At 46.9% G+C, this 24,230-nt stretch carries 32 protein-coding genes; 22 read left to right on the top strand and 10 right to left on the bottom strand.

Annotated features, from left to right (window positions below):
- Window positions 1–4: 4 nt before the first annotated feature.
- The gene (locus tag QUB52_RS20015; RefSeq protein ID WP_265236516.1) at window positions 5–919 is read right to left on the bottom strand and encodes a TIGR04168 family protein; all 915 of its coding nucleotides are present in this window, start codon (window positions 917–919) and stop codon (window positions 5–7) included.
- A 218-nt stretch (window positions 920–1,137) separates the two neighbouring features.
- On the opposite strand from QUB52_RS20015, the gene nadA reads away from it, so the two are divergent.
- From nadA to QUB52_RS19990, 5 genes are all read left to right on the top strand, one after another.
- Window positions 1,138–2,106 (top strand): quinolinate synthase NadA, encoded by a 969-nt coding sequence (nadA, locus tag QUB52_RS20010; RefSeq protein WP_332973890.1) that lies wholly within the window; start codon window positions 1,138–1,140, stop codon window positions 2,104–2,106.
- A 331-nt stretch (window positions 2,107–2,437) separates the two neighbouring features.
- Window positions 2,438–3,055 (top strand): TIGR04282 family arsenosugar biosynthesis glycosyltransferase, encoded by a 618-nt coding sequence (locus QUB52_RS20005; protein ID WP_332973888.1) that lies wholly within the window; start codon window positions 2,438–2,440, stop codon window positions 3,053–3,055.
- A gap of 449 nt (window positions 3,056–3,504) precedes the next feature.
- Window positions 3,505–4,221 (top strand): TIGR04283 family arsenosugar biosynthesis glycosyltransferase, encoded by a 717-nt coding sequence (locus tag QUB52_RS20000; protein WP_265236522.1) that lies wholly within the window; start codon window positions 3,505–3,507, stop codon window positions 4,219–4,221.
- Between the two features lie 114 nt (window positions 4,222–4,335).
- Window positions 4,336–4,845 carry a photosystem I reaction center protein subunit XI gene (locus QUB52_RS19995; protein ID WP_265236524.1) on the top strand — a complete coding sequence of 170 codons (510 nt, stop codon included), beginning with the start codon at window positions 4,336–4,338 and terminating at the stop codon, window positions 4,843–4,845.
- Window positions 4,846–4,902: 57 nt separating this feature from the next.
- Window positions 4,903–5,019 carry a photosystem I reaction center subunit VIII gene (locus QUB52_RS19990; RefSeq protein ID WP_194063327.1) on the top strand — a complete coding sequence of 39 codons (117 nt, stop codon included), beginning with the start codon at window positions 4,903–4,905 and terminating at the stop codon, window positions 5,017–5,019.
- Between the two features lie 66 nt (window positions 5,020–5,085).
- Here the strand turns inward: QUB52_RS19990 and QUB52_RS19985 are convergent, their stop codons facing one another.
- Entirely contained in the window at window positions 5,086–5,319 is a 234-nt protein-coding gene (locus tag QUB52_RS19985; protein ID WP_265236527.1) for a hypothetical protein, read from the bottom strand.
- 36 nt (window positions 5,320–5,355) lie between these two features.
- Here QUB52_RS19985 and QUB52_RS19980 point away from each other — a divergent pair, with 36 nt between their 5' ends.
- From QUB52_RS19980 to QUB52_RS19970, 3 genes are all read left to right on the top strand, one after another.
- Window positions 5,356–5,910 carry a hypothetical protein gene (locus tag QUB52_RS19980; protein WP_332965998.1) on the top strand — a complete coding sequence of 185 codons (555 nt, stop codon included), beginning with the start codon at window positions 5,356–5,358 and terminating at the stop codon, window positions 5,908–5,910.
- 136 nt (window positions 5,911–6,046) lie between these two features.
- A complete protein-coding gene (locus QUB52_RS19975) occupies window positions 6,047–6,934 on the top strand; it encodes a hypothetical protein (protein WP_332973887.1) in 888 nt (295 codons plus the stop codon).
- A gap of 132 nt (window positions 6,935–7,066) precedes the next feature.
- Window positions 7,067–7,642, top strand: a complete 576-nt coding sequence (locus QUB52_RS19970; RefSeq protein ID WP_265236532.1) for a DUF2996 domain-containing protein — start codon at window positions 7,067–7,069, stop codon at window positions 7,640–7,642.
- 193 nt (window positions 7,643–7,835) lie between these two features.
- Here the strand turns inward: QUB52_RS19970 and QUB52_RS19965 are convergent, their stop codons facing one another.
- The 3 genes from QUB52_RS19965 to QUB52_RS19955 form a co-directional block, all read right to left on the bottom strand.
- Complete coding sequence (locus tag QUB52_RS19965; protein ID WP_265236534.1) at window positions 7,836–8,648, bottom strand: alpha/beta fold hydrolase; 813 nt, start codon at window positions 8,646–8,648, stop codon at window positions 7,836–7,838.
- A gap of 115 nt (window positions 8,649–8,763) precedes the next feature.
- Window positions 8,764–8,919: a hypothetical protein gene (locus QUB52_RS19960; protein WP_332973885.1), complete on the bottom strand. Its 156-nt coding sequence runs from the start codon at window positions 8,917–8,919 to the stop codon at window positions 8,764–8,766.
- Window positions 8,888–9,613, bottom strand: a complete 726-nt coding sequence (locus tag QUB52_RS19955) for a lysophospholipid acyltransferase family protein (protein WP_332973884.1) — start codon at window positions 9,611–9,613, stop codon at window positions 8,888–8,890. The genes QUB52_RS19960 and QUB52_RS19955 overlap by 32 nt, the downstream gene beginning before the upstream one ends.
- A 411-nt stretch (window positions 9,614–10,024) precedes the next feature.
- On the opposite strand from QUB52_RS19955, the gene QUB52_RS19950 reads away from it, so the two are divergent.
- From QUB52_RS19950 to QUB52_RS19930, 5 genes are all read left to right on the top strand, one after another.
- Window positions 10,025–10,339, top strand: a complete 315-nt coding sequence (locus QUB52_RS19950; protein WP_265236540.1) for a hypothetical protein — start codon at window positions 10,025–10,027, stop codon at window positions 10,337–10,339.
- A 127-nt stretch (window positions 10,340–10,466) separates the two neighbouring features.
- A complete protein-coding gene (locus QUB52_RS19945) occupies window positions 10,467–12,194 on the top strand; it encodes a succinate dehydrogenase/fumarate reductase flavoprotein subunit (RefSeq protein ID WP_265236584.1) in 1,728 nt (575 codons plus the stop codon).
- Window positions 12,195–12,351: 157 nt separating this feature from the next.
- Window positions 12,352–12,597 carry a hypothetical protein gene (locus QUB52_RS19940; protein WP_265236542.1) on the top strand — a complete coding sequence of 82 codons (246 nt, stop codon included), beginning with the start codon at window positions 12,352–12,354 and terminating at the stop codon, window positions 12,595–12,597.
- A complete protein-coding gene (locus tag QUB52_RS19935; protein ID WP_265236544.1) occupies window positions 12,590–12,934 on the top strand; it encodes a hypothetical protein in 345 nt (114 codons plus the stop codon). The genes QUB52_RS19940 and QUB52_RS19935 overlap by 8 nt, the downstream gene beginning before the upstream one ends.
- Window positions 12,931–13,137: a hypothetical protein gene (locus QUB52_RS19930; protein WP_265236545.1), complete on the top strand. Its 207-nt coding sequence runs from the start codon at window positions 12,931–12,933 to the stop codon at window positions 13,135–13,137. The genes QUB52_RS19935 and QUB52_RS19930 overlap by 4 nt, the downstream gene beginning before the upstream one ends.
- Before the next feature lie 22 nt (window positions 13,138–13,159).
- On the opposite strand, the gene QUB52_RS19925 is transcribed toward QUB52_RS19930, so the two are convergent.
- The gene (locus QUB52_RS19925) at window positions 13,160–14,044 is read right to left on the bottom strand and encodes a Uma2 family endonuclease (RefSeq protein WP_332966003.1); all 885 of its coding nucleotides are present in this window, start codon (window positions 14,042–14,044) and stop codon (window positions 13,160–13,162) included.
- Between the two features lie 261 nt (window positions 14,045–14,305).
- Complete coding sequence (locus QUB52_RS19920) at window positions 14,306–15,238, bottom strand: tetratricopeptide repeat protein (protein WP_265236548.1); 933 nt, start codon at window positions 15,236–15,238, stop codon at window positions 14,306–14,308.
- A gap of 435 nt (window positions 15,239–15,673) precedes the next feature.
- On the opposite strand from QUB52_RS19920, the gene QUB52_RS19915 reads away from it, so the two are divergent.
- Both QUB52_RS19915 and QUB52_RS19910 read left to right on the top strand, forming a co-directional pair.
- Complete coding sequence (locus QUB52_RS19915; RefSeq protein ID WP_265236550.1) at window positions 15,674–15,916, top strand: hypothetical protein; 243 nt, start codon at window positions 15,674–15,676, stop codon at window positions 15,914–15,916.
- 39 nt (window positions 15,917–15,955) lie between these two features.
- Complete coding sequence (locus QUB52_RS19910; protein ID WP_265236552.1) at window positions 15,956–17,227, top strand: hypothetical protein; 1,272 nt, start codon at window positions 15,956–15,958, stop codon at window positions 17,225–17,227.
- 78 nt (window positions 17,228–17,305) lie between these two features.
- Here QUB52_RS19910 and QUB52_RS19905 read toward each other — a convergent pair whose 3' ends face one another.
- Window positions 17,306–18,481 (bottom strand): homocysteine biosynthesis protein, encoded by a 1,176-nt coding sequence (locus QUB52_RS19905; RefSeq protein ID WP_332973883.1) that lies wholly within the window; start codon window positions 18,479–18,481, stop codon window positions 17,306–17,308.
- Window positions 18,482–18,640: 159 nt separating this feature from the next.
- Between QUB52_RS19905 and QUB52_RS19900 the strand changes: the two genes are divergently transcribed.
- Window positions 18,641–19,267 carry a Uma2 family endonuclease gene (locus QUB52_RS19900; RefSeq protein WP_265236554.1) on the top strand — a complete coding sequence of 209 codons (627 nt, stop codon included), beginning with the start codon at window positions 18,641–18,643 and terminating at the stop codon, window positions 19,265–19,267.
- 131 nt (window positions 19,268–19,398) lie between these two features.
- On the opposite strand, the gene QUB52_RS19895 is transcribed toward QUB52_RS19900, so the two are convergent.
- Window positions 19,399–20,571, bottom strand: a complete 1,173-nt coding sequence (locus QUB52_RS19895) for an AI-2E family transporter (protein ID WP_265236555.1) — start codon at window positions 20,569–20,571, stop codon at window positions 19,399–19,401.
- A gap of 123 nt (window positions 20,572–20,694) precedes the next feature.
- Window positions 20,695–21,312 carry a Uma2 family endonuclease gene (locus QUB52_RS19890; RefSeq protein WP_332966009.1) on the bottom strand — a complete coding sequence of 206 codons (618 nt, stop codon included), beginning with the start codon at window positions 21,310–21,312 and terminating at the stop codon, window positions 20,695–20,697.
- A gap of 194 nt (window positions 21,313–21,506) precedes the next feature.
- Here QUB52_RS19890 and QUB52_RS19885 point away from each other — a divergent pair, with 194 nt between their 5' ends.
- The 6 genes from QUB52_RS19885 to QUB52_RS19860 all read left to right on the top strand — a co-directional run bounded on the left by QUB52_RS19885 (window position 21,507) and on the right by QUB52_RS19860 (window position 23,922).
- A complete protein-coding gene (locus QUB52_RS19885) occupies window positions 21,507–21,629 on the top strand; it encodes a hypothetical protein (RefSeq protein ID WP_265236557.1) in 123 nt (40 codons plus the stop codon).
- A 147-nt stretch (window positions 21,630–21,776) separates the two neighbouring features.
- The gene (locus tag QUB52_RS19880) at window positions 21,777–22,364 is read left to right on the top strand and encodes a Uma2 family endonuclease (protein ID WP_332966012.1); all 588 of its coding nucleotides are present in this window, start codon (window positions 21,777–21,779) and stop codon (window positions 22,362–22,364) included.
- Between the two features lie 184 nt (window positions 22,365–22,548).
- Window positions 22,549–23,154 carry a Uma2 family endonuclease gene (locus QUB52_RS19875; protein WP_332973882.1) on the top strand — a complete coding sequence of 202 codons (606 nt, stop codon included), beginning with the start codon at window positions 22,549–22,551 and terminating at the stop codon, window positions 23,152–23,154.
- A gap of 76 nt (window positions 23,155–23,230) precedes the next feature.
- Window positions 23,231–23,476 carry a ribbon-helix-helix domain-containing protein gene (locus QUB52_RS19870; RefSeq protein WP_332973881.1) on the top strand — a complete coding sequence of 82 codons (246 nt, stop codon included), beginning with the start codon at window positions 23,231–23,233 and terminating at the stop codon, window positions 23,474–23,476.
- Window positions 23,473–23,709, top strand: coding sequence for a putative toxin-antitoxin system toxin component, PIN family (locus tag QUB52_RS19865; protein WP_332973880.1), 237 nt, complete (start codon window positions 23,473–23,475; stop codon window positions 23,707–23,709). The genes QUB52_RS19870 and QUB52_RS19865 overlap by 4 nt, the downstream gene beginning before the upstream one ends.
- Before the next feature lie 90 nt (window positions 23,710–23,799).
- Window positions 23,800–23,922, top strand: a complete 123-nt coding sequence (locus tag QUB52_RS19860) for a hypothetical protein (RefSeq protein WP_332973879.1) — start codon at window positions 23,800–23,802, stop codon at window positions 23,920–23,922.
- Window positions 23,923–24,230 lie beyond the last annotated feature (308 nt).

Raw genomic sequence — 24,230 nt, 5'->3', positions numbered from 1 at the left:
GCCCCTAACTACAAGTAGTTGCAGATCCAGTCGGCCGATAAAGAATTTGTTCTCTTTCCACCGCGAAATCTTCCCCTACCCACACCAGAGATACTTCCGACACTGCTCCATTTTCTAGCAGGACGATCGAGAAATTGCGCAGTTTCGAGCACTCTCTCTCCACAATTCGCGGTACGCTGGCCGCATTCAAATACACCGTACCCTCAGCACTCACCAGTGACTTCCGCCACTCTTTTTTGATGTGTCGCAGTTGGTGGTGCATATGACCAAAAGTTACCAGAGGTATGTGCTTTCCCGAACTCCGAGTTCGATCGATCGCCTCCGCAAAATCCGGGTCGCCCCAATCCCCCCCTAACGGCTTCCAATCTCGCCCGCAGGGGTCTTCAGGAGCCTCTCCCAGCCCCTTCGGGCCCGTATGACCCAAAAAAATCACATTTTCGCAGTCAGCATCCGCCGCAGCCCCTGCAATGCGTCTGGCAGACTCCTCAAAACTTTCTACCCCAAACCACTCCGAGTAAAAATCCCCGTACTTCCACTCCGATCCCCCCCAAGTAAACGGGCGGCTTCCCACCACAGTTACGCCCAATTCTGGAAAATCTCGCTTCCCGTAACCGACGTGGGCTTCCCCCATTAAATCTAACTGCTGTTTGACTCGATTCTCAAGAGTGCGATCGTAAGGGCACTGACTGCGGCCCCAATCCGTCGCCGTGTACCAAGCATCATGGTTCCCAAACACTGCGGCTTTCGGAATGTCCAAAGATGCGATCGCCCGCACCACCTCCACCGACTCATTGCCAAAATCCCCCACAAACAGCACCAAATCAACGCCCAGATGCTTCAGGGCCTCGCCGTCTTCTGGTTCCCAGTGATCGTGAACGTCCCCCACCACGGCAATTTTGATAGATTTAGTCTGATTCATTTGATTTGTCATGTGCGATCGATCCCTAGCCCCTTCTTATTATCAGCATAAGAAACAGCGACCAATTTTTGCACTCTCCCCCAGCCATTTTTAGATTTTAGATTTTAGATTTTAGATTAATTCAACCCAACCACCCGCTTACCACCATTTTTGGTGAATTCAACTATAATTCAAATACACTTGAGTCTAGCCGCCACCTTCCCCGGAATATTCTAACTGTGTTTACCACCGCACCAGCTCCGAATTTTACTCAAACCAGACTGCCCGACGACTTGTTTGCAGCAATTAACGCCCTCAAACAAGAGTTAAACGCCGTCATTCTCGCCCACTATTACCAAGACTCCGACATTCAAGACATCGCAGACTTCATTGGCGACTCCCTCGAACTTGCCCGCAAAGCCGCCAACACCAGCGCCGATGTCATAGTTTTTGCCGGAGTTCATTTCATGGCAGAAACCGCCAAAATCCTCAATCCAGACAAATTAGTATTATTGCCAGACTTAAATGCAGGTTGTTCCCTCGCCGACAGTTGCCCGCCCGAAGCCTTTGCAGCATTCAAAGCCGATCGACCAAAACACTTAGTTATTTCCTACATTAACTGTACCGCCCAAATTAAGGCAATGAGCGACATAATTTGCACTAGCTCCAACGCCGTCAAAATAGTCAACCAAATTCCCGAAAATCAGCCAATAATCTTTGGGCCCGATCGCAATCTCGGCCGCTACGTCATGGAACAAAGCGGTAGACACATGGAACTTTGGCAAGGAGCCTGCATCGTCCACGAAAACTTCTCAGAAAAAAAGATAGTTCAACTCAAAATCGAAAATCCCGAAGCCGAAATCATCGCCCACCCAGAATGCGAACCTCCCGTACTTCGCCACGCGAATTATATCGGTTCCACCACAGCTTTGCTCAAATATTCTCAATCCAGTTCCAGCCAAGCTTTTATTGTGGCGACTGAACCGGGAATCATTCACCAAATGCAAAAGCAAACACCGCACAAACGCTTTATTCCCGCTCCTCCCAACAATAATAGTTGTGCTTGCAACGAATGCCCGCACATGAGATTAAATACCTTGGAAAAATTGTATCTAGCTATGAAAAATAAAACCCCCGAAATTACCATGTCCCAAGAGCTGCAACTAGCGGCGTTGCAACCCATCCAACGAATGCTAGAAATGAGCTAACCGTCAATAAGTAATTTTTAGTTAATCTATTGTAGGGTGTATTGGGCGCGACGATTAACTTAAGTCACCAACAAACAAATCTTAAACCGCGCCCAACACACCAATATTCATCAGCAATCCGTGCATCATTTGTCCATTTTTCATTTTCTATTCCTCTGCAACGAAAGCGGTTCATTCCTTGAAAAATTAGGAGCGATAAATGATTCCAGTTTCACAAGGAAATGCAACTTTAGGCAAGAACCAAACCCTTAACTGATAAGTCATTCCCAATTCCCAATTCCCAATTCCCAATTCCCAATTCCCAATTCCCAATTCCCAATTGTCAAATGGTATGATTCCAGAAAAACTGATGGTTTTCACCCGCTATCCCGAACCGGGAAAAACCAAAACTCGACTAATTCCCGTGCTGGGAGAAACAGGCGCTGCCAACCTGCACCGCTTGATGGCCCAAAAGGCGATCGCCCGTAGCATCTCTCTCCAAAACTCCCGCCGACTATCCGTTGAAATTCACCACACAGGCGGCAGCCAACAACAGATGCAAGACTGGTTGGGAAGCGATATTATTTATCAAAATCAAATAGACGGCGATTTGGGTGCAAGAATGACAGCCGCGTTTCAAAAGTCTTTTAATTCAGGGGTTGACAAAGCTGTAATTATCGGCACTGATTGTCCTGCGTTGAAAGCAGAAATCATCGCACAAGCTTTTGACAAACTTAGCCAGCACGATTTAGTTTTGGGCCCAGCAAAAGACGGCGGTTATTATCTGATCGGGCTGCGGCGATCCATACCGGAATTGTTCAGGGGCATTAACTGGGGAACCAGTGAGGTATTTGCTGCTACGCGGGCGATCGCCCAAAATCTCGATCTCAATATTGCTAATCTTCCCACTCTTGCAGATATCGATCTACCAGAGGATTTACTCGGTTTAGATATGAATATCTTGAAATAACTAAACTATATTTAATGGATTTAATAAATCAGAAATTCTCATAGTTGATTGATTAAAAATACTTGATTGTGTAACCACAAGGTCATAATATAGTAAGTGTATTTGTCTAACCAAATGCACTGGTTAGACAGCGCTTGCGACAATAGTCGCAGGCGCGAGAAAAAGCAAATAATTAGCAAAAAATTACCAGAAAGAATTGGTTTAAAGCCTGAACCCTGATCGGGAGAAATTAAAATCAGACTCTTCATTGCTTCAATCCTCTTCCTTCCACGTAAAGTGCTGTCAACTGTCAACTGTCAACTGTCAACTGAACGATCAGCTTTGTACAAAGTCTACCCTGGCACGTTAATGCTGAATGTGAGGGCGGGTTAAGCGTAAAAAATTAGCAAATAACAGATAAGCTTTGTACAAAACCCGCCATTTCTCTTTCAAGTGGTGATCAATTCTCTATGTCGCCCGAAAATCTCAATCTCAAAATTTCCATTATCATTCCAGCCTTAAACGAAGCACCGACGATCGCCTCTGTCATCTGCACCGCCCAAAATGCCAAAAATGTTGAAATCATTGTCGCTGACGGCGGTAGCAGCGATCGCACCGCAGATATAGCGCAATCTTTAGGCGTGCGAGTTATCTCCACCGCGCGAGGTCGTGCTGCTCAAATGAATGCAGGTGCCGCCTCCGCTACTGGTGATATTCTGCTGTTCCTCCACGCCGACACTCTTTTGCCTTGTGGGTACGACTCTGGCGCACGCCTCGCACTAGCAAAACCGGAAACAGTAGGGGGGGCTTACTCACTCAAGATTGATGCCCCTCAGCACTGTCTGCGGCTGGTAGAAATAGGGGTAAACTGGCGATCGCGCTTTCTGCAAATGCCCTACGGCGACCAAGCCATTTTCCTCACCGCAGCTACCTTTGACAAAATCGGCGGTTTTCCCGACTTACCCCTGATGGAAGACTTTGAATTCGTGCGCCGATTGAAAAAACAAGGTCGCATCGAAATAGTGCCACAGCCCCTGTTCACATCCGCCCGCCGCTGGCAGCAGCTTGGGGTCATCCAAACCACCGTCATCAATCAAATAGTAATTATTGCTTATTTTTTCGGAGTGCCGCCCGATCGACTCGCTTTCTGGTATAAGAGACAAAAGAAAAATTCTTCCGAAAACTAAAGAATAGTGAACTTTTCTAAAGCTAGCTGCCAATTATGCAAATAGGAAACCCGTCCCTGCGTAAAATATGACTTGAACGCCTCAAAATTTACGCACAGCGAGGAAAAAGAGAATATGGCCGATCCCAGAGATGCAGAACTTATTAAACCCTTTAACGGCGACCCCTTCACGGGTCATCTAGCAACTCCCATCAGTGCTTCTGATTTCACAAAAGCATTTATCGGGAACTTGCCAATCTACCGCAAAGGACTCTCGCCCCTAGTTCGAGGTCTAGAAATCGGTTTGGCACACGGTTATTTCCTCGTCGGCCCCGAAATCGTCTTCGGACCCCTGCGGGATTATCCAGAAGCAGCTAATCTCGGGGGACTAATTACAGCCCTCGTGATAGTTCTGCTCGGCACACTAGGTATGTCTGCCTACGGTTTGGTCTCTTTCCAGCAAGACAACATCAGCTACCCCAGTGCTAATCCCATGACTCCCGATTCCCTCAGAAATGCTGAAGGATGGAGCCAATTGACCGCTGGTTTCTTCATTGGCGGCATGAGCGGCGTCTTTGCTGCCTACTTCTTGCTCGAAAACTTTAATGGCGTTGATGCCATTTTCCGGGGTTTAGTCAACAATTAGACTCCACTCCTCGATATCCCTGTTGGAACACGCTAACTTTAGTTTGGAGAATTTGACATGACAGGTACCTACGCTGCTTCTTTCTTGCCTTGGATTTTGATTCCGGTCGTTTGCTGGCTGATGCCAGTTGTGGTAATGGGTTTGTTGTTTATCCACATTGAAAGCGACGCCTGAGCTTTACCTGCTGAGCAACACCGAAGTTGGAAGACAGACAACTGCTCTGAAACTTCTCTCCTAAATCTAGGGAAAATCAGAAAAAATTGTTTTGAGATTGCTGGTAATTAGGAAATTTGCTTTCTTTACCCCAACCCCCAGACTCGACTGTCTGGAGCAATCCTTCTGTCTTCTTCCATCTGAATTCGCCATTGCCAAAAATCCTCTGCCTTGCGGGCAGAGGATTTTTTTACAAATATTTTTATCCCGCAGGCACAAATCACCCGATCGCACAAGACAAATTGCGAAGTCGTGAGTCACAATTGTAATCGGAAAGTATCTGATAAGGAGACAACGATGCCATTTCCATCCGCGCGCAAAATCTTAGCTCCATTTCTGATGTCGGTACTCCTGTTAGTAACCGCCTGCGGTCAAACCCAAGCCCCATCCCGCTGGGACAAAGCTCAGCAGGAAAGCACCCAAACACCTGGTAAAGCCAAGCAGACAACTGCTGATAAATCAACTGCTCAAAATCCCAACCTGCCCAAGAAGGCTGTAGATGGTAGCAAGTTAAATAAATACTTCCCGTCATCCGGCGGCGGATTCAATCGCGTCTTTGCTCAAGAAAAATCAGGTTTTGCTGAAGCTAAGTTGAACAAAGGCGGTAAAAATGTCGCCATGCTCTCGATTAACGACATCGCCGGCAACCCCTCAGCAGGGACAAAATTCCAGCAAAGTACCAAGAAAATTGGCGGCTATCCTGCCGTCAATCAGGGTGCTAATATCACTGCTGTGTTAGTGGCAAATCGCTATCAGGTGAAAGTTCAATCCCGCGATCCCTCTTTTACCGCTAGCGATCGCGAAGCTTGGCTGTCAAAATTTAACCTGGGCGGCCTTGCTAGTGTTAAATAGCAATGTCTCTAGTCAAACTCCGCGCTCGACTACAGTCTGGCGCTATCACAACTTGCGTCTCCCACAATGAGACTGTGAAGTTTTTGTCATCTGCCAAAAGTAATACCTTTGATTTCTGTTCAACAAGGAGTTTTTTGTGAGCAAAACAGTCTTTGAATTAGTCGATCAACTACCTAAAGACAACATGACTGTCAAAGCCCTCCGAGCCCTTGACTTTGTGGTTCCCGGCGAGTGGAACAATTTAGTTGGTTTTGAAAATACGATTCGCACCGTTACTGGCGAAACAGACGAAGATCTGATCCAGCAAATTGGCGATCGGGCGATCACCCTCTACAACGATAAATCGGAAGGCTACCAACGCGCTCTCTGGCTCTACCAAACCATCGACAGTGCCTCCGGTGCCCTAGGCGCGGCTGCTATGGCCAACAAAGTCTCCCAAAATGTCCCGTTTTTGGGCTTCCTCGGCAATCTCACCCCGAAGCCAGAAAAAGCTCAGACGATCGACCTTTCTTTGAAATTAGTCACCGAATTGCTGGCTTTTTGCCAAATCAATGGGCTTCCGGGCGATAGCATCGGCGATTTTGCCGGAGCTTTGGGCGACTACGGCGGTGAATCCCTGATGCGTATGGCTGCTTTGGTTTGTTTCGATGGTTTGATTCCCCTGGGCCCAGACTTTATCATGGCTACTCAGTCTTGGATTCAAAAGCTCTCCCCCAGCGATATGCAAGAAAATCCGGCGTTTAAGTCGATCAGCGGCATGATTCCTGGTGGTAATCCCGCTGGCCAACTCGGCTTTATCGGCGAAAGCTTTAACTCGGTTTCTGGCTGGATGGGCTCTTTTGTGAGCGATCGAGGTTTGACTCCCGAAAACGTACTCGGTCATTTACAGAGTTTTGTCGAAATTTCTGCTGACAAGGTGGACTACGTGGGCGCATTCCTCGACATTTCTACCAACTACTACGAACACACCGGCGTTCAAACTCTCGCCCGCCGTTTGATTGAACGAGCTGTCGCTGAGATTTAGAATAGTCATTAGTCATTAGTCATTAGTCATTAGTTATTAGTCAGAGCCTCTGATCGTCCCGAAGAGAGAGCTTGAGTCTGCTAACTAATGACTACTGACTCCTCTACTCATCACTTTTAACAGGAAGCGTTAATGTCAGAAGAACCGAAAAATCCAACCGCTGGCGACTCCGAAACTCCCAGTGATGCGATCGAGAACGCCCCGACAAGTTCCGACGCACCGCAGACAGGCGACTTACCCAGCGCTGACAAACCTGCGGCTGCTGCTAAAAAGCCCGCAGCCAAAGCTGACGGCGACAAGCCCCCAGCTAAAGCTAAAAAGGAAAAAGCACCTGCTGTTGAAGACAAGCCCTTTGCGGAATTTATTCAACAAGATTATTTGCCCGCCTTGCAAACTGCTTTAACTAAACAAGGTGTTAAGGATTTAGAGGTGAATTTTGCCAAACAAAAACTCCCCGTTGCTGGCATGAGTTCCGCCGGAGATTGCTGGCAGGTAATTGGTAAATTTCAAGCAGGTCAGCGCCAATTTAACCTGTATTTTCCTCAAGAAAATATTCAAAGTCAAAGAGCGTTTTCCTGCGCTGAAAATAACACAAAAACCAGCACTTTAGAGCCTTTTTTGATTGATGAACGCAAGATTACGTTAGACCTCATGGTCTTTGGTGTCGTCCAGCGGCTTAATGCTCAAAAATGGCTGAATCTTAATTAGTCATTGGTCATTAGTCATTGGTCATTAGTCATTAGTCATCAGTCATTAGTAGCTTGTCTCCCGATACTTGCTAATGACTGTAAGAGGGGTATATTTAGATATAAACTTTACCGATAGCCCACTCTGTAATTTTGTCGCTACTGACTAATGACTACTGACTACTGACTACTGACCAATGACCAATGACCAATGACTAATGACTGCTGACTAATGACAGATTTTCTTCAGATTCAGTCAAAAAATTGTGAGCTTGCACGATCGCATAAAGGTCTACATCTGTTTCTAACAAACAAGCATGACCGCTGTTAGCCAGCATCACCATTTCAGCATTCGGAATTACCTTGACTAAAAGCTTCGCTTCTGCTAAAGAAGGCAACAGGCGATCGGCACCACTAGCAATTACTAACGTCGGCTGTTCGATCGCACGCAACTGATTTTCGTCAACATCAAACGATCGCACTAACGCCAATCTCCACACAGACGTGTTTTGCGGTACTGCTTGCATCGCCTCTAGCAAAGCGCGCCGATCGTCGCGCGCAATCTTTCCCAACGATGCTAACATCGGCAACAGACCGATTACCGACAGCGGATAAAGGTTCGCCGGCAGCCACTGAGTCAAGTACGAACCCCACTGCACCCAAGGCTGCTGTCGGAAGGAAGAAGCTGGATTGACTAAAATTAGTCGATCGCACAATTGGGGCGCTTCTAAAACAATTTTCATCGCCAAACAGCCCCCAAAGGACTCGCCGCACAGATAAACTGACCGCTGATTGGCTTCCTTTTCTGCTGCAATTAAGGCAATTGTTTCCGTCACAAGTACCTCCCAACTAGCCATGTCGTCAGCAGGTAAAGTTAAGCAGCGAATGTCAAAATGATTTGCTAATTTAGCAATTTGCGGCCGCAGCAGCAAACCGCTACCATCCATACCCGGTAAAAATACAAATAAAGGGCGATCACCTTTCGGCGGTTTGGGGGTTAGAAAACGAACCTTGTTAGCATTTGGCATGATTAAAATCAGAAATTAAATTGTATGAACTCTATCAGTCGGGGATTGCTGTCAAAAATAGGGGATAATCAGAGAGCAAGAACAATCAATTAAAACATCAGACGAATCTGGAATCTTAAACCAGGAAGCGACTAAGAATCAGCCGAGGACGGCGACACAAGGACAATGCAAGCCCAAATCGAAAATTTATTCCCTCTTCCTTCTTCCCTCTTCCTTCTTCCTTCTTCCTTCTTCCTTCTTTACAAACACCCTCGATCAAGTAATTGTGCAATTTCTCCCTGACAGTGTTCTGTAAGTTCCGCCACAACTACTTTGGCTTGTTTCCCTCGATACTGCTGCTGTCGATCGACTGTAATCCAGTAAGGGCGGCCGATTAAAACATTAACTCGTTGATAAACTATCACAGGATGCCACCCAGGGCGATCGAACAAAGGTTCCGAAGGATCGAACAAACTCAGTAATTTCAGCGGTAAACCCGATCGCACCGACTCTTCCTCCATCGAAGCAATCGCCACCGGCAACACCGCCAAATCCCGCACCGGCGCCCGCAAAGCCAAATGAGCAAATCCCCGCTGAAACTTCCCCATAGTATTCGGTTGAGTAAACTTCACCATCGGTTCTGCACCCTCTGGAAATACCCCCACCATCTCCCCACTTTGCAGCAGCGCCGTCGCTTGAGAGAAAAAATGCTGCTGTCGGTGCTCCGGTGCTTCCAAGGGGAAAGCGCCGAAAGTCGTAACAACTTCCCGAATCACCGGAACTTGACCCATGTAGTGATGACAAGCAAACCGGATCGATCGACCCAAAGCCGCCGTCAGCAGCACAGGATCTAAAAAACTGCGATGATTGCTCACTACCAGTACCGGACTCTCTTGCGGAATCCGCTGCTGGTGGTGTACAAACATCTGTGTTCCCACACCAGCCAGGAAACAGCGCGAAATCAGCAATGTGCGATCGGAAGACATGGGCGAAAAGACAGGTGCGACGCTACAAAAATTTATTCCATACCCATGCAGCTTAACATTACTTTACAAAAACGGCGATCGGTCAAAAAGTAGACTTTCCCCTTGTACCTTGGTTTCGTAGTCCTCGACGCACGGGTTGCCAGAAACCGGGTTTTTTGCGAAAATACTTCGTATAGCCCGCCAAAACAGTAAAAAACCCGGTTTCTTTGTCGGAGTGCGTAAGTCTTGTTTCGGCAAAATTTTCCAATCAGAAACAAAAATTCATAAAGTCTTGTTGCAAGTTCTATAAAGAATGTTTAAAACAGCGCCAAAAGCAAGTTGCAGCAGCTAAAATTATAGATTCACAGTCAGTATTGACAGGCTGTCAAAGTATTTTTCGACAAGTCGTAATAGCAATCTCCCGAGGCATCAATGGATAACATTCAGAACTATCGCCTTAAATGTACCCTCACCTTTGGCGACATTTACGGTCAAATCATTATTTGGCTGATAGTCATCTTCCTGAGTCTAGCGTCAGCACTCGCCCTCTGGAGCAGCGCCCGCCAAATCTACGCCTTGGCTACCGTCGGCTTGATTTTAGTGCTTTCTCTGCCCTTTTTGCTGTTTGCTTTCGTTACCACTCTGCTCAATAACATTGAAGTGCTTTCGGTAGACCCCGCCACCGAAGATCAACCTTCTGCAACGGGAAATCAGTCGAATCAGAGGTCTGTCGAACTCCTCGGCTAGTTCAATTTGAAATTTTAGACTTGGATTTTCGATCCCAATCAAAAGTTAAAAACTTCCCGATCTTTTGGTAGGAAGTTTTTTTTTGCGTCACGATAAGTTGAGGAGAACACTCAACATTATTCAAAAAATGCTAGAACACGACGTAATCATTGTAGGCGGCGGTTTAGCAGGCTGCCGCGCAGCCGTGGAAATTGCCAGAACTGACCCCAGTTTAAAGGTAGCTGTTGTTGCCAAAACTCACCCCATTCGATCGCACTCCGTCGCAGCCCAAGGCGGCATGGCATCCAGCCTGCAAAACGTCGATCCCGAAGATAGTTGGAAAGCCCACGCCTTCGACACAGTAAAAGGTTCAGACTATTTAGCCGACCAAGATGCAGTAGAAATCCTCACCCGCGAAGCACCAGGTGTAGTCATCGATTTAGAACACATGGGAGTCCTCTTCTCCCGCCTTCCAGACGGCAGAATTGCCCAGCGCGCTTTCGGCGGACATTCCCACAACCGCACCTGCTACGCCGCCGACAAAACAGGTCACGCCATCCTCCACGAATTAGTCAACAATCTGCGCCGCTGTGGAGTTCACATTTATCAGGAGTGGTACGTCACGCGCCTGATTTTGGAAGCCGGCCAAGCCAAGGGCGTAGTTATGTTCAACCTGATAGACGGCGAAATTGCCGTCGTGCGCGCTAAGGCGGTGATGTTTGCTACGGGGGGTTACGGTCGGGTTTACAACACCACCTCGAACGATTACGCCTCCACTGGTGACGGTTTGGCGATGGCGGCGATGGCTGGATTGCCGCTGGAAGATATGGAGTTTGTGCAGTTTCACCCGACGGGTTTGTATCCGGTGGGAGTGTTGATTTCCGAGGCTGTGCGGGGCGAAGGGGCTTATTTGATCAATTCGGAGGGCGATCGATTTATGGCCAATTATGCCCCGTCGCGGATGGAATTAGCGCCTAGGGACATTACATCGCGATCGATTTCCCTAGAAATTCGTGCAGGCCGAGGAATTAATCTCGATGGTAGTGCAGGCGGCCCCTTTATTTACCTCGATTTGCGGCACATGGGACGCGAAAAAATCATGAGCAAAATACCTTTTGCTTGGGAAGAAGCCCACCGCTTGTTAGGAATTGATTCTGTCAACCAACCGATGCCCGTCCGCCCGACTGCTCACTATTCAATGGGCGGAATTCCAACTAATATTGATGGGCAAGTTCGCAGCAGTGCTGACAGTTTGGTAGATGGTTTCTTTGCCGCCGGCGAAGCAGCTTGCGTCTCAGTTCACGGCGCTAACCGTTTGGGCAGCAATTCGCTATTGGAATGCGTAGTTTACGGCAAAGTTACTGGCGCAACTATAGCACAATTTGTCCAAAATCGCAAGTTGCCCGCAGTAGATGAACAGCGTTATATCCAGGAAGCCCAAGAGCAAATTCAAGCACTTGTAGACCGTCCCGGACAATACCGCATCAATCAAGTGCGGCAAAAGTTCCAAGATACGATGACCGAGTATTGCGGAGTATTTCGCAGCGCCGAATTGATGCAGGAAGGTTTGCATAAATTGGAGGAATTGGAAAAACAATATCAAGAAGTTTACTTGGATGACAAGGGTAAATCTTGGAATACCGAAATTGTAGAAGCTTTGGAATTGCGGAGTTTAATAATTGTCGGAAAAATGATTTTAACTTCTGCTTTGAACCGGCAGGAAAGTCGGGGTGCTCATTCGCGGGAAGATTTTACTCAGCGGGATGATGAGAAGTTTTTGAAGCATACGCTGGCCTATTATTCGCCTGCGGGAATCGATTTGGCTTATATGCCGGTGGCGATTACGATGTTTGAGCCGCAGGAGCGGAAGTATTAATTTGTAGGGTGTGTCAGCCCTCAATAAATTTTGTTTTTTACATGATTTTTCACTGGCTGACGCACCCTACTTACTGTTGATTTTATAAGTTATAAGTGCTAACATATCATAAATTAGGCTAAAAAAAGTTATCGTAATTCTAAGTAGCTAAAAACACATGAGTAAAACGACACAGACATCTCAATTCCAGCAAGCTCTTGAAGCTGTAGAAGTTTTATCACTAGAAGATCAAGCCATGCTTCTCGATATTCTTCAGAATCGTCTGCGACAACAGCGACGAAATGAATTACTCAAAGAAGTGGCAGAAGTTCGTCAAGAGTATGCTGAAGGCGATGTTAAATTTGGTTTGACAGCCGATTTTATGGTTGATTTGGATGAGAGTGAGGAGAAAGTGCATGGCTGATTTGCCTAATCAAACTATTACAATTATCCTAGAATTACAGCGCCGACTTGTGCAGCTAATCAATCAAGCAGGAGCAACAGAACTATCTGTTTTTGAAATATTTGGAGAAACCGAGGCAACTGCTTCTGTACTAGAACAACTGACAAACATCAGAGAACGAGCTACCTCTTCCTATTCTCGCCTTTATAACCTGCTGCTGCGAATTTCTGAATTTCAGCCGATCGCTCCTACTGCTACCATAGAACTACTGACTCAAACGATAGAACAAGCTGAAGCTACAGCCGAGGCCGGAGAAGCTACTGTCCGAGAAGCTAAAAGTGATTGGAACCTACTATGACTCAACAACCGCAACCAGAACCAGAAAAAGTTAAGCAGACAGTTGCTAAAATGCGCGAAGTCTGTCGGCAGTTTGATAGTCTTAATTTTGCACTTGATGAACTGATTGCCCAGATAGAAGCAGATATTCGGAATAGTCCTCTCACAGCTTATCGTTTAGGGAAAGCCAAGTCTGTGCCTCAGCCTGCGGAGTCAGAAAGTTAGTGGTTTGGAACTGGTATCCCTATCAAGCATCCTCCGCAACTTCCTCCACCGATAAACCTAACGCCTCCGCCACCTGTTCGGCACTCAAACCCATTCCCAACAACCGGGGAATTGCAGCCCTTCTTGCTTGAAATTCAGCTTGTCGCGCCTGTTCTGCTTGCTGTCTTGCTTGTTCTGCACACTCGGCTATTTCCCGCTGTTGTTCTCCCCGCAATCTCTCCAATTCTGCCCTTTCATCGCCAATCAATAGCAAATTACCTTCCTCATCCCACCAGCGCAGCCACAGCATCTCTTGATTTTGATAACTTCCTTGCCAAAGTCCCAATTCTACGCCTAAAAGTACGATCGCAAAATGACCCCGCTCGTTAAGTTCTAACAGCCGATAATACCCGTCAATTAACCGATAAACTTCTAATCTGCCGCTGTTAATTTCGTAGATGCCATAATAGGGGATTCGCATCACCTGTTCGTAAACCCAAAACTTTCCCGGTTTCGTTAACAGCCCTTCATCGGTGCGCGATAAAGGAGTGCGATCGCGCTCTTCATCGCCATTCCCGCTCGCAAATTCCAACGCAATTAACGGTGCTATGTGTTCCCGCCACAGCACGTAGGAACGGCGAATTTGACCGTCTAAATTCGGAGGTACATTAGGAACATAAAACCAGTCAGGAGCTTCTGCACCTTTCTCCGCCGGCTCGGTTTCTCGCCAGTAAATACCGCAGTCTTGACCGATCGCATATTGTCCGTCAGGATGCCGCTGCTGCAAAATCGGGCCGATCGAATCTGTTAAAATTAAACTTTGCGGGTGCTCCTGAAAATTTTTCACAAAAGTACCATCCGACTCTGGTAATTGAGTGTGGTCGCCAAAAGCAGGAGGTAGAACAACGCGATCGACGCTTTGGGTCATAATTCCCTCCGAGGTCTTACCTAATTGGTAATTAGTAATCGGTAATCGGTAACAGGAAGCTCCGCGCGAGGGCTTAGAAACCCGGTTTCTTCAAGTATCCTTGCTCAACCAAGATTTATCGTATAAACCGGGTTTCTTTTCGTAAGTCCTGCGTATTTGGGAAGAAAGCGAGTAGTTTTGAGTTTTAAGTATCAAGTTTTTCACTTAAAAGTCTGGGGCGGGCACTCACAGACACCGCCCCGTATCCGCTCAAAACTTTCCTTAAGGTGTAGGTAGCGCACCTTCAGGACTAGGAGAAGCAGCAGGCTCAGGACTAGGAGCAGCAGCCGGTGCGGGACTCGCAGTAGCCGCAGTCGAAGGCTTTGGAGCATCGCTAGCTAACTGATTAATTTGGTCTTTATAGTTAGGAGGAGCTAACTCTGTAGCTTTATCAAACAGCGTTTTTGCTTCGTCTTTTTTGCCCTGTTCCTTCAATACGATCGCATGAGCTAATGTCGGACGAAAATCTTTCGGATTCGCCTTAGCTGATTCGTCGTAAATCGCGATCGCCTCTGGGTAGCGCTTCTGCACAGCATAAACCTGCCCCAAAATCAACTGCACCGAAGTTGTATCAATACTGCCCGGTTTCACCTGATTCGCACCCGGAGCAGCCTTCAGCGTATCTTGCAGTAGTCCGATCGCAGCTTCCGGCCGTTGTTGCACCAGCAGCAAATTCACCAACCCCTGCAAAGCCTTAATTTCCCCAGGCTTAGACGCTAAAATTGACCGATAAGCCTGAGCAGCCCCTTCGCGATCTGCCGTGCGTTCCTTAGCCTGAGCCAGCAAAATCCCGTATTCAGAAGTTTCAGGATTCAGTTTAGCCAACTTTTCCAACGTCGGCACCACATCCTTAATCGCCCCCACTCCTTGTCCGATCAACTCCAGCCGCACCTGCAAAAGCCCCCGCAGAGCAGTTACATTGTCAGGTTCCCGCTGCAAAACCAATTCGTACCCCCTCACCTGATCTTGCAGCAACTGCGATTGCTTATCGTTAGATGCCGCTGTCTGAGTTGGCGTTGGAGTCGATCGACTTTGGGCTTGGCTGCTCTTAAGAATACTGTCCAAAATTGGAACCAGAGAAAATCCCACAAAAGCGATGAGCGCAAGCACCACTACCACACTAATTAACCCGCGACCCTTGTTTGTTTTTTCCATAATTCAACTATCCCAACTTAAAATCTACTATTTTCTAAGAATTAACGCATCGCCTAGGGGCATCTCGATTTAACAGATCCATGCAACCATAAAAGTTCTTAACTTCAAAGTCCCAATTCAGAAACCAGTCTTTTGCTTGCAGCTAATATGGTAACAGACCCGCAACTCCCCGCTAGCCAAACTATTTTGGACACAAAGACCCGCAGCCCCAAGGAATGTGGCTTTCGTCCAATTAGAGGGTGGTCAAGCTCAAAATTACCGAAAATATGGCGGATCAGCCCGTTAGGTAATTGGATTAAGTAAAATAGGCAAGCTACTCCAGAGAGATTGGAACGGCGCTTTGGGGATTTTCCTCAAACCATTGCGAGATATTGCCGGGTTGGATGCTTAGGTATTCAGCACGCTATGTCGGGATATATCCTAGATTGTCCGGACTTGAAGTATCTGAATATCCTAAATTCTATTAGCCAGCAACGCCAGCTTTCGGGCGATCGACCGATCCGTGGGTTAGCAAACTCTCAAACTCTTTACCAACAAGGATTAGAGCAGCCAGCCAATCCGGGATCGCTCGTAGCGCAGTTGAAAGTTGGCGTTGACGGGTCAAAACCAAACTCTCCGGTGCAAGCCTCAAGTTTGGTGCTAGTAGTTTTTAAATCAGTTTCTTCAGTTTATTCCTAATTTCCCTCAAGGGATGTGTCTCCGCTGCAAGGAGTTTTTATGAACCCCTCTCCCAACCCGTCTTCCAAATCGTCCAAATCTACTTCAACTCGCAAGGCCCTGCCAAGCGAGCCAGCCGTGAATCAGCCCACAACTACAGCCTCCGTGCCCGATACACCAGACGAAAGTCCCGTGGCTTCGCCGTCGTCGGCTGCACCTGTTGACCAAAATCAACCACCAGCGACAACAGAGGCCCCAGCGCTAACAGACGCCCCAACGGACGCCCTAGCGCCAAAGGATACGCTGCAACGACCACGCTACAGTTCTGCCCTCGATCAGGACAAAACAAAGCCAAAAAACACGCCCAGCGATGCTCCTGCGCTCTCCGAGCAAGCAGCGCCTGCGAAATCTACCAGTAATACGATCGCACTCACAGTCGCACCGCCCCCAACCCCCAAGCCTGCCACTAACGAAAGTCAGGCTGATGATGACACACCCTCCGTCATGCGCCAACATCCCATTCCCCCTCCCAGCGAACCCAGACAGTACCGAGCTGTTGGTTTGGTGCGGGGCCGCTACACGCAATCTGAAGAGCAATTCACCAGAGGTATGTTGATAGCTGCCGACGGAACTGCCATCGACGCAGTTTTGCTCGGTAGAGTGATGAGTTTAGTCAAAAACCACCTGGATCTCGAACAAGAACACCTGTGGGTGGTCTATCCCCGCACCAGGCAAGAAGACGGCAATTTGCACGCCCAGATTATGGGAGTTTGGGAGCCGGAAACGCTCAAGAAACCTCCCTCTGATGAGGAAAATCAGGAAGCAGGGGAGATTGAGACTAGCGACGAAGCATCGATAGCATCTTTGCCGCCCTCGGAAGCTGATGTTGAAGATGGCTATTTTTCGATTCGAGGCGAGGTGATTTATCAATCGCTAGATGAAGAAAAGTATCTCATCGTCAAAATCAAGCAAGCTCCCCGCAAGAATGACGACAAGATGAAGTTTTTTAAGCTGAAACTCAAGGGGGATGTAGGAACAAAGGCGATCGGCTTTTTTTGGGATTTCCACGTCAAATTGAAAGCTGACAGTCTGATGATTGAGCAAGCCAATAATATTGGTGCCCTACCGATTAAAAAACGGAAATTCCCCCCTGGCAGCAAGCCGCCCGGTGGTGGCTACAAAGGAGGGGGAAACAAGCGTCCCTTTACTCCTAGGCCTAGCGGTGACGGTACTCCTATAGAACGCCCTAACATCAAGCCCGCAGCAGCAGCACCTGCTGTCCCCAAGGAACCCCTTCCTAAGCCGGTCAAGAAGCCTAAGCCCGATGAATAAGGCGATTTGAGATTTGAGATTTTGGATTAGTCTTGAACGTACTAACCTAAAATCGCCAAATCGCCAATCTCAAATCCTTTATTCAATCCTGACTTGGGCGCCCCACAAATCTTGCGGGAGAAACACTCTGTCGGTGGGTAGGGGAGCAACTGGGGCCGTGAGGGTAAATTGACCAGCTTCAATTTGCTGCTTCAATTCCAATGCTACTTGCCGCGAGAGAAACATACTCGCAAGGGGGGCAGCCCGCACGGGTTTGCCTTCGATCAGAATACGACCGGTTTTTAATTGAGCATAACTAACTAAACCGAATGTGGGACGAACGCGCCGGGGGATAGAGAAATCTACCACCGGCGCTACTATTTTTTTGTCTGATACTGCACAGTGGGCGACGACTGTTTCGTTTAAGACGGGAAAGGGGATGCCTACTCCCAGCATCAAAGATGGGCCGTAGTTTTTGAAGTAGCAGCCGCGCACCCATTTTGAGTTCATCTGTTTAGCGTCGCCGATGAGTGCGAGGGTGGCAGCCGGCCCGATGGGAGTGCCGTTGGGCTGCCGTTTTTGCAGCGGGAAGTGCTGGGTTCCTTCCCAGGTGATGTAGCCCTGAGCCCCTCCTAGCAAGATGCGGGTGCCGATGCCGATGATTTCGAGGTGGGGGTCGTTGAGCAGGGGAGACATGGCTCCCAGGCTCGAATACACGGCGTTACCGAGGTTTGGTTGCAGGGGGCCGAGGTAGGTGAACAGCGGGCGATCGCCCCCGTTGACTCCCACAATAAAGTTTTGATATGCGTTCCGGGGATTGAATAAATAAAACTGGTTGATGGTATCGCGGGTAATCGTGGTTTCAAAGGAGGCGCGGGGGTAGCAGTCTGTGACTTGCCCCAGAGCCCGCAACTGCACTGGTTTGCCGGCAATTAAGTCTTCGATGACGTGTCCGCCGCCCCGTTCCCGTGATTCTTCCCCGTCTTCGGCTACTTGGGTGGCTCCCAGGTACAGGTCTACTGCACCGAAGCCGGAATAGGCTAAAACGCCGTCTAGCCAGCACTGGCGGATTTTGATCGGGGGGTCGGTATGGCCGAGGTTGATGATGGCGCCGGAGGATTCCATCGGCTCGAAGGTGCCGGTGGTGATCACATCGACTTCTTTGGCGGCTTGGGTAATGCTGGTTTCTTGGACTCTACTTTTAAGTTCTTCGATTGTCCAGACTGTGGCTTTGCCTTGGCTGATTTTATCGTTGATTTCGTCGATCGATCGCATAAGACTATTTTAGATTTTAGTTTTTAGATTTTAGTTTGGTGGAATAGGTAATGGCGATCGGTAAATGCAGTTTTGGCGATCGGTCTCGACTTGAGAACACAGCCAAATGTTATAACAGAGATCGAGATGATCTTATAAATAACATAAGGAGCGATCGGCATGACTCAAGCGATATTAAAACCAGTCACGTTCGATGAATTTATTGACTGGTATCCTGAAAATTCCGAAAACCGTTACGAACTGCATAATGGAGCTATTGTTGAGATGCCTAAAGCCACCGGAGAACATTCAGAAGTAGCTGGCTACCTCTCCCTGAAGCTAGGGATGGAAATCGAGAGGCTGGGGTTGCCCTACTTCGTACCCAAGGAATGCGTTGTCAAAGCTGATAACGAGCGCTCTGGTTACGAACCGGATGCGATCGTTTTGGACAGACAAGGGACGAACAGCGAACCGAGATGGAAAAAGCAATCTATCATTACAATGGGTAGTTCTGTCCGGCTAATTGTCGAAGTTGTCAGTACCAATTGGCAGGATGATTACGGGCACAAATTGGTTGATTACGAAGCTTTAGGCATTTCCGAATACTGGATTGCAGACTATTTGGCACTTGGTGGCAGACGCTATATTGGCAATCCTAAACAACCTACTTTTTTTGTTCACCATTTGGTTGACGGCGAGTATCAAGTCAGTCTGTTCCGAGGGTGCGATCGAATTGTTTCGCCCACATTTCCAGAGTTAAATTTGACTGTGCAACAGATTTTTAGCGCTGGACAAGATGCGGTTTAAAATTCTAGACTACAAAATAGCGATTTATAAGAGTCAAGGATTAAAATCGCTCCTATAAAAACAAATTACGTCTGCGCGGACTAAAAAAAGGCTGCTATTTAAGCCAGATTTAGGATTAGTACAAACCTGAATTATTTATTTTCAGAATCATCATTTTCTGCACGATCGGCAATCTCTGATTTGTTTTCAGGTAACTGGTTTGACCTGATTTCGGTGACTCCTATAGATTCATATTCTTCGTGGATAGCAGAATGGATAGCTGCCAAGGTTTTAGGACTCGCATCCCACTGGTTGAGAATGTCTTTAATTAAGGCTTCCCTAATCCAAACTTGAGCGACCACGGTGAGAGGGAGGGCTAGCAACAAGCCTAAAAATCCAAAGAATGTGGCGAAGAATACTTGCGCTATTAATGTTACTGCTGGCAGCAATGATACTTGCTGTGCCATGACGTAGGGGGTGAGAATGTTGCTTTCAAACTGTTGAATTAAGAAGTAAAGGATGAGGACTAAACCTGATTTTAAGGGAGAGTCTAAAAGTGCAATCGTCATTGGCGGAATGACGCTCATAGTGGGGCCTATATTGGGAATCAAATTAAGAAATCCTGCTACTACAGCATGAGCTAGCGGTAGGGGAACTCGCAAAACTGACAGGCCAATTAAGCTCAACAAAGCAATCACACTCATGCTAATCAAAGCGCCGATGACCCATCTGCCGAGAGCTACTTCACATTCATCTAAAATACTATCGATTCGCCGCCGATAAAAAGAGGGAAATAGTTGTATAAATGCTTTGCGGTAAGAGAGGGGATCTGCTAAGGTCATCAATGTCAAAACTAAGACTAACAAAAAGCTCAGGATAACGCCTAATGTGTTGCCGACAAAGGCTCCTGCACCGCCAACAAGTTGGTTGACTAAAGGTTGCAGTTGTTGCATAATGTCGTTAACATTGAGATTGGGCAGCTTACCGATTTGTCCAGAGAAGCGACTTTCGATTTGATTTACCCAATCATTTAATCTTTCTATTCCTTGAGGGGCTCTCAGGGTCAGTTGCTGGAATTGCAGGGCGAAGGGCGGTACAATTATCAGGAACATTCCTACGAAGACGAGGAATAAAAAGCTAATTGAGAACAGTACGGCGATCGACCTTTTGAGTCGTAATTTTTTTTGTAAGTAGCGTGCTAGTCTGTTTAAGGCCGTGGCTAAGACGACGGCGGCAAACAGCAGCAGTAGGGCTTGCCTGATTTGCCAGAGGATGTAACAAGATGCGATGAGGGCTAATAAGCCCATCCACTGTCCTAGCTTCATTAGATTTTAAATATTATAACGGGGAATTGCCGGCGTTGCTTTAGGGGCTGTTGCAATCGCGTCTCTACAAGATACCTTAAATGCGATCGCACCTTTACAATATACTCCTACAACGCAGCCTCTTCAATTCCCTTTGGCAAACACCTGCTGCGCTGTCAGGTTCAATTCTGGGAAAGTTGGGGACTCAATTACCTCAGCCCCTCTGAATTGTTTAACTTGGTATTCCCCGTCAATTAGTTGGTAAACCGAAAAAGTTGGTTGCTTAGGATTCCCAATGAACCGTCTACCACCCAATCCTAAATAGTCTACAATCCAATATTCCTGAATACCCATCAACTCGTAGGCCTCTAGTTTGCGGGCATAATCATCCGCCCAGTTAGTGCTAGTTACTTCTACGATTAGCGGGACTGATGAACCCATCGTAATAATTGATGATTTCTCCCATCGAGGCTCGTTTCCCATTGCTTGCTCGTTGAGTACAATAATATCTGGTTCATACCCAGATTCCTCGCGGATGGGTTTGATGACAGATTCTTTGGGGATGAAGTACGGCAATTGTAGCCGTCTGATTTCAAAATTTAGATCAGCTACGAGAAAACCTGTCAGTTTAGAATGTTTGCCTGTGGCTTTTGGCATCTCAACAATCTCTCCATTGTGCAATTCGTAGTGGTATTCTGAGTTTTCAGGATACCAGTCAATGAATTCATCGAATGTTACAAATTCTGGTAGGGCTTGAATCATGGTGATGGCCTCAAGTTTGGTTGCGATGGTTGTGATGGGCAGGGATTTAGTTGCGTTTAGATAAGTGTAGCTCGATCGCGCTTCTCGATCGCACTTCTTGATTGTGTCCCTACTGCCCAGAAGTGCGATCGCTCTTTCGAGGGCAGCCTTGTCCCTAGAATTGACCTTGAGTTGTATAATTAGGCATTGAGACTATGATGCCAACTCTCTACTGTGAGGCTTGGTTGGGGTTGGAAGGTAACGAAAGGGCGATCGAACTTAGATATTGCACCATTGTCAATCAGTTTTTCAAGGGCGGGCGAGACACCCCACAATAAACTTGATATTTTGTGGAACAGGCATCTTGCCTGTTCTTCAGACAGGAAAGATGCAATGAATGAGGAGATTGCCAGAAACATTATAGCTTACGGCAGAAGTAAATCATAATTGTTTAATATAATTTCAGTAGTTTAATAGAGATTGGCATGATGACACAGACACTTTTACGGCCAATAGACCAACGGTTCATTCATTCTGGGATTAGCTGGGAACAGTTCAAACTAATTGAACAGGGGTTTTCTGACTCCCCTGGAATCAAGTTGTTTTATTACAGAGGAGAGGTGGAAATCTTGGCAGTTTCCCCGGAACACGAATTTTTTAGTAGGACAATTTGTACGCTGCTGGCTATTTACTGCGCCGAAAATGATATTGAGTTTGCACCTACGGGAAGCTTTACCCAAGAAGAGGAAGGGATAGTGTCTGTACAAGCTGATGAATCTTATTTTATTGGCAGACGCATCACCCCAAATTCTCCTCCCGATTTATGTATCGAAGTAGTGTTTACTAGCGGTACTGTCAGAAAATTGGAACGCTATCGAGTATTGGGAGTTTCTGAAGTCTGGTTCTGGGAGGATGGTGTATTGGCTATGTATCGCTTGGGTTCTGAGGGTTATGCTACAATTTCTGCAAGTGTTGTTTTGCCAGATTTAGATATTAATTTACTGTGTCGCTGTTTGCTGATGGCTTCGAGTGTGGAAGCGATGAGGGAGTTTAGGAGGGGAATTGCTGGTTAGGGCGATCGGGCTTATTTTGTTATGCTTAAGTCGGTTTGAGTGGGTTGGGTTCGCCAGTCTAGAAGTGCATCTATAATGATACTGGGGCAAACAGGGCGATAAGAGCGATCGGGCGAAATTGTCAATCTGAGAGTGCGATCGCATATTACTTAAAATTAAATTACATCCCATTAAAACACGATCAATGACCTACACTACACCAAAATTATTTAGCTTTGAGGAGTTTATCTCCCAATATGGGGATAATACACGCTATGAACTAATTGATGGAGAACTCAGAGACAGGTCACCTACTGGTCCTCACGAAGCTGTTGCCGGGAGCGTTGCGGGTAGAATTTATGTCGAAATTTTTCGGGATAACTTCAACTGGTTGGTGCCAAAAAATTGTCTAATCAAACCACTATATGCTGAAGCTACAGCGCTGCGTCCTGACATAATTATTTTAGATAAAGCAGAACTAAGTCAAGAACCACTTTGGCAAAAAGAACCAGTTATTTGTAACGGTAGTACCATTAAGCTTGTTGCTGAAGTGGTCAGCACTAATTGGCAAGATGATTATGCAAGAAAAGTGGAAGAGTACGCTTTTTTGAATATCCCCGAATATTGGATTGTGGACTTTCGGGGCTTGGGTGGTTGGCAATTTATCGGCAATCCAAAGCAACCGACTTTCACAGTCTGCCAATTAGTTAATGGTGCATACCAGCAGCAACAATATCGCTTGGGAGATACTATTTCTTCTTACTTATTTCCAAATTTACAACTGAAACTCGACGACATTATGCCGACTTAAAAATCTTGGCTCTCTCTTTTAGTGCCAGGGCGGTGTTTTCATCTATACTGCAACATTTTTTAACAGGAAATAGGCGATGAATGTTGTTTTAAACCCAGAATTAGAACAGTTGATTCAATCTCAGTTAGATACGGGAAAATATGAAAATGTAGAAGCGGTGCTAACAGAAGCTTTGAGGCTTTTGTCTGAGCAAAATAGTCGCCGAATCATCGCTCGTAAAGTCAAGGATTTATTTGATAAAACGCAAGCTATACCAGAGGTTCCAGAAATTACCGAGGAGGAGATTGCAGTCGATATTGAAGCTTACAGGAGAGGTGAATGAGGGTTGTTGTTGATACTAATATTTTAGTGTCTGCGATTTTGAGGGGACGGATGCCCAAAACAGCGATTCAGTCAATCATCGATCGCCCGGACTGGGAGTGGCTGGTATCAGTAGAAATTATAGCCGAATATAAGGATGTTTTGTTACGTCCCAAGTTTAAACTAAGTCAAGAAGTAATAACAGAATGGTGGGAGATATTTGATACTTATTTTCTCACTATCCCCTTGATTTGAGTCTGTTGCCACGCCCGCCAGCCCAGAATCGCAGCTAGGATGATACTGGGGGAAAGCACGGCGATAAGGGCGTTTAAGTTGGTGGAGGGTATGGATAAGCTGGGCCCTGCGTATTTGATGGCTAGGGAAAGGGTGGCGGAGAAGCAGAATACTTTGAGGATGGGGCTAATCTTGGTGTTCATGGATGTGCTGGTTGGGCGATCGAGTGGATGAAATGCCTTTCCATTTTATAATACAATACGCTTGGGTTAACGCTATTTGTTTCCCGGAGATCCCCCTAAATCCCCCTTAAGAAGGGGGACTTTGAACAACTTCTTGTCCCGCTTAAGAAGGGGGACTTTGAACAACTTCTTGTCCCCCCCTTTTTAAGGGGGGTTAGGGGCAGGGGGAACGCATCTTATTGAACACTGTTCATCAGTGATGAGTATATTTTAAGATAAATTCACCATTGTTAGAAGCTACAAACACACTTTGTAATGACTTTTAAGAGAAAAGAGGAACTAATTAATGGTGATTTTTAC

The sequence above is a fragment of the Microcoleus sp. A6-C6 genome (assembly GCF_036705955.1).
Lineage (GTDB): Bacteria > Cyanobacteriota > Cyanobacteriia > Cyanobacteriales > Microcoleaceae > Microcoleus.
Note: the sequence above shows the minus strand (reverse complement) of the source record. Positions and strands in the feature narration are given on the sequence as shown.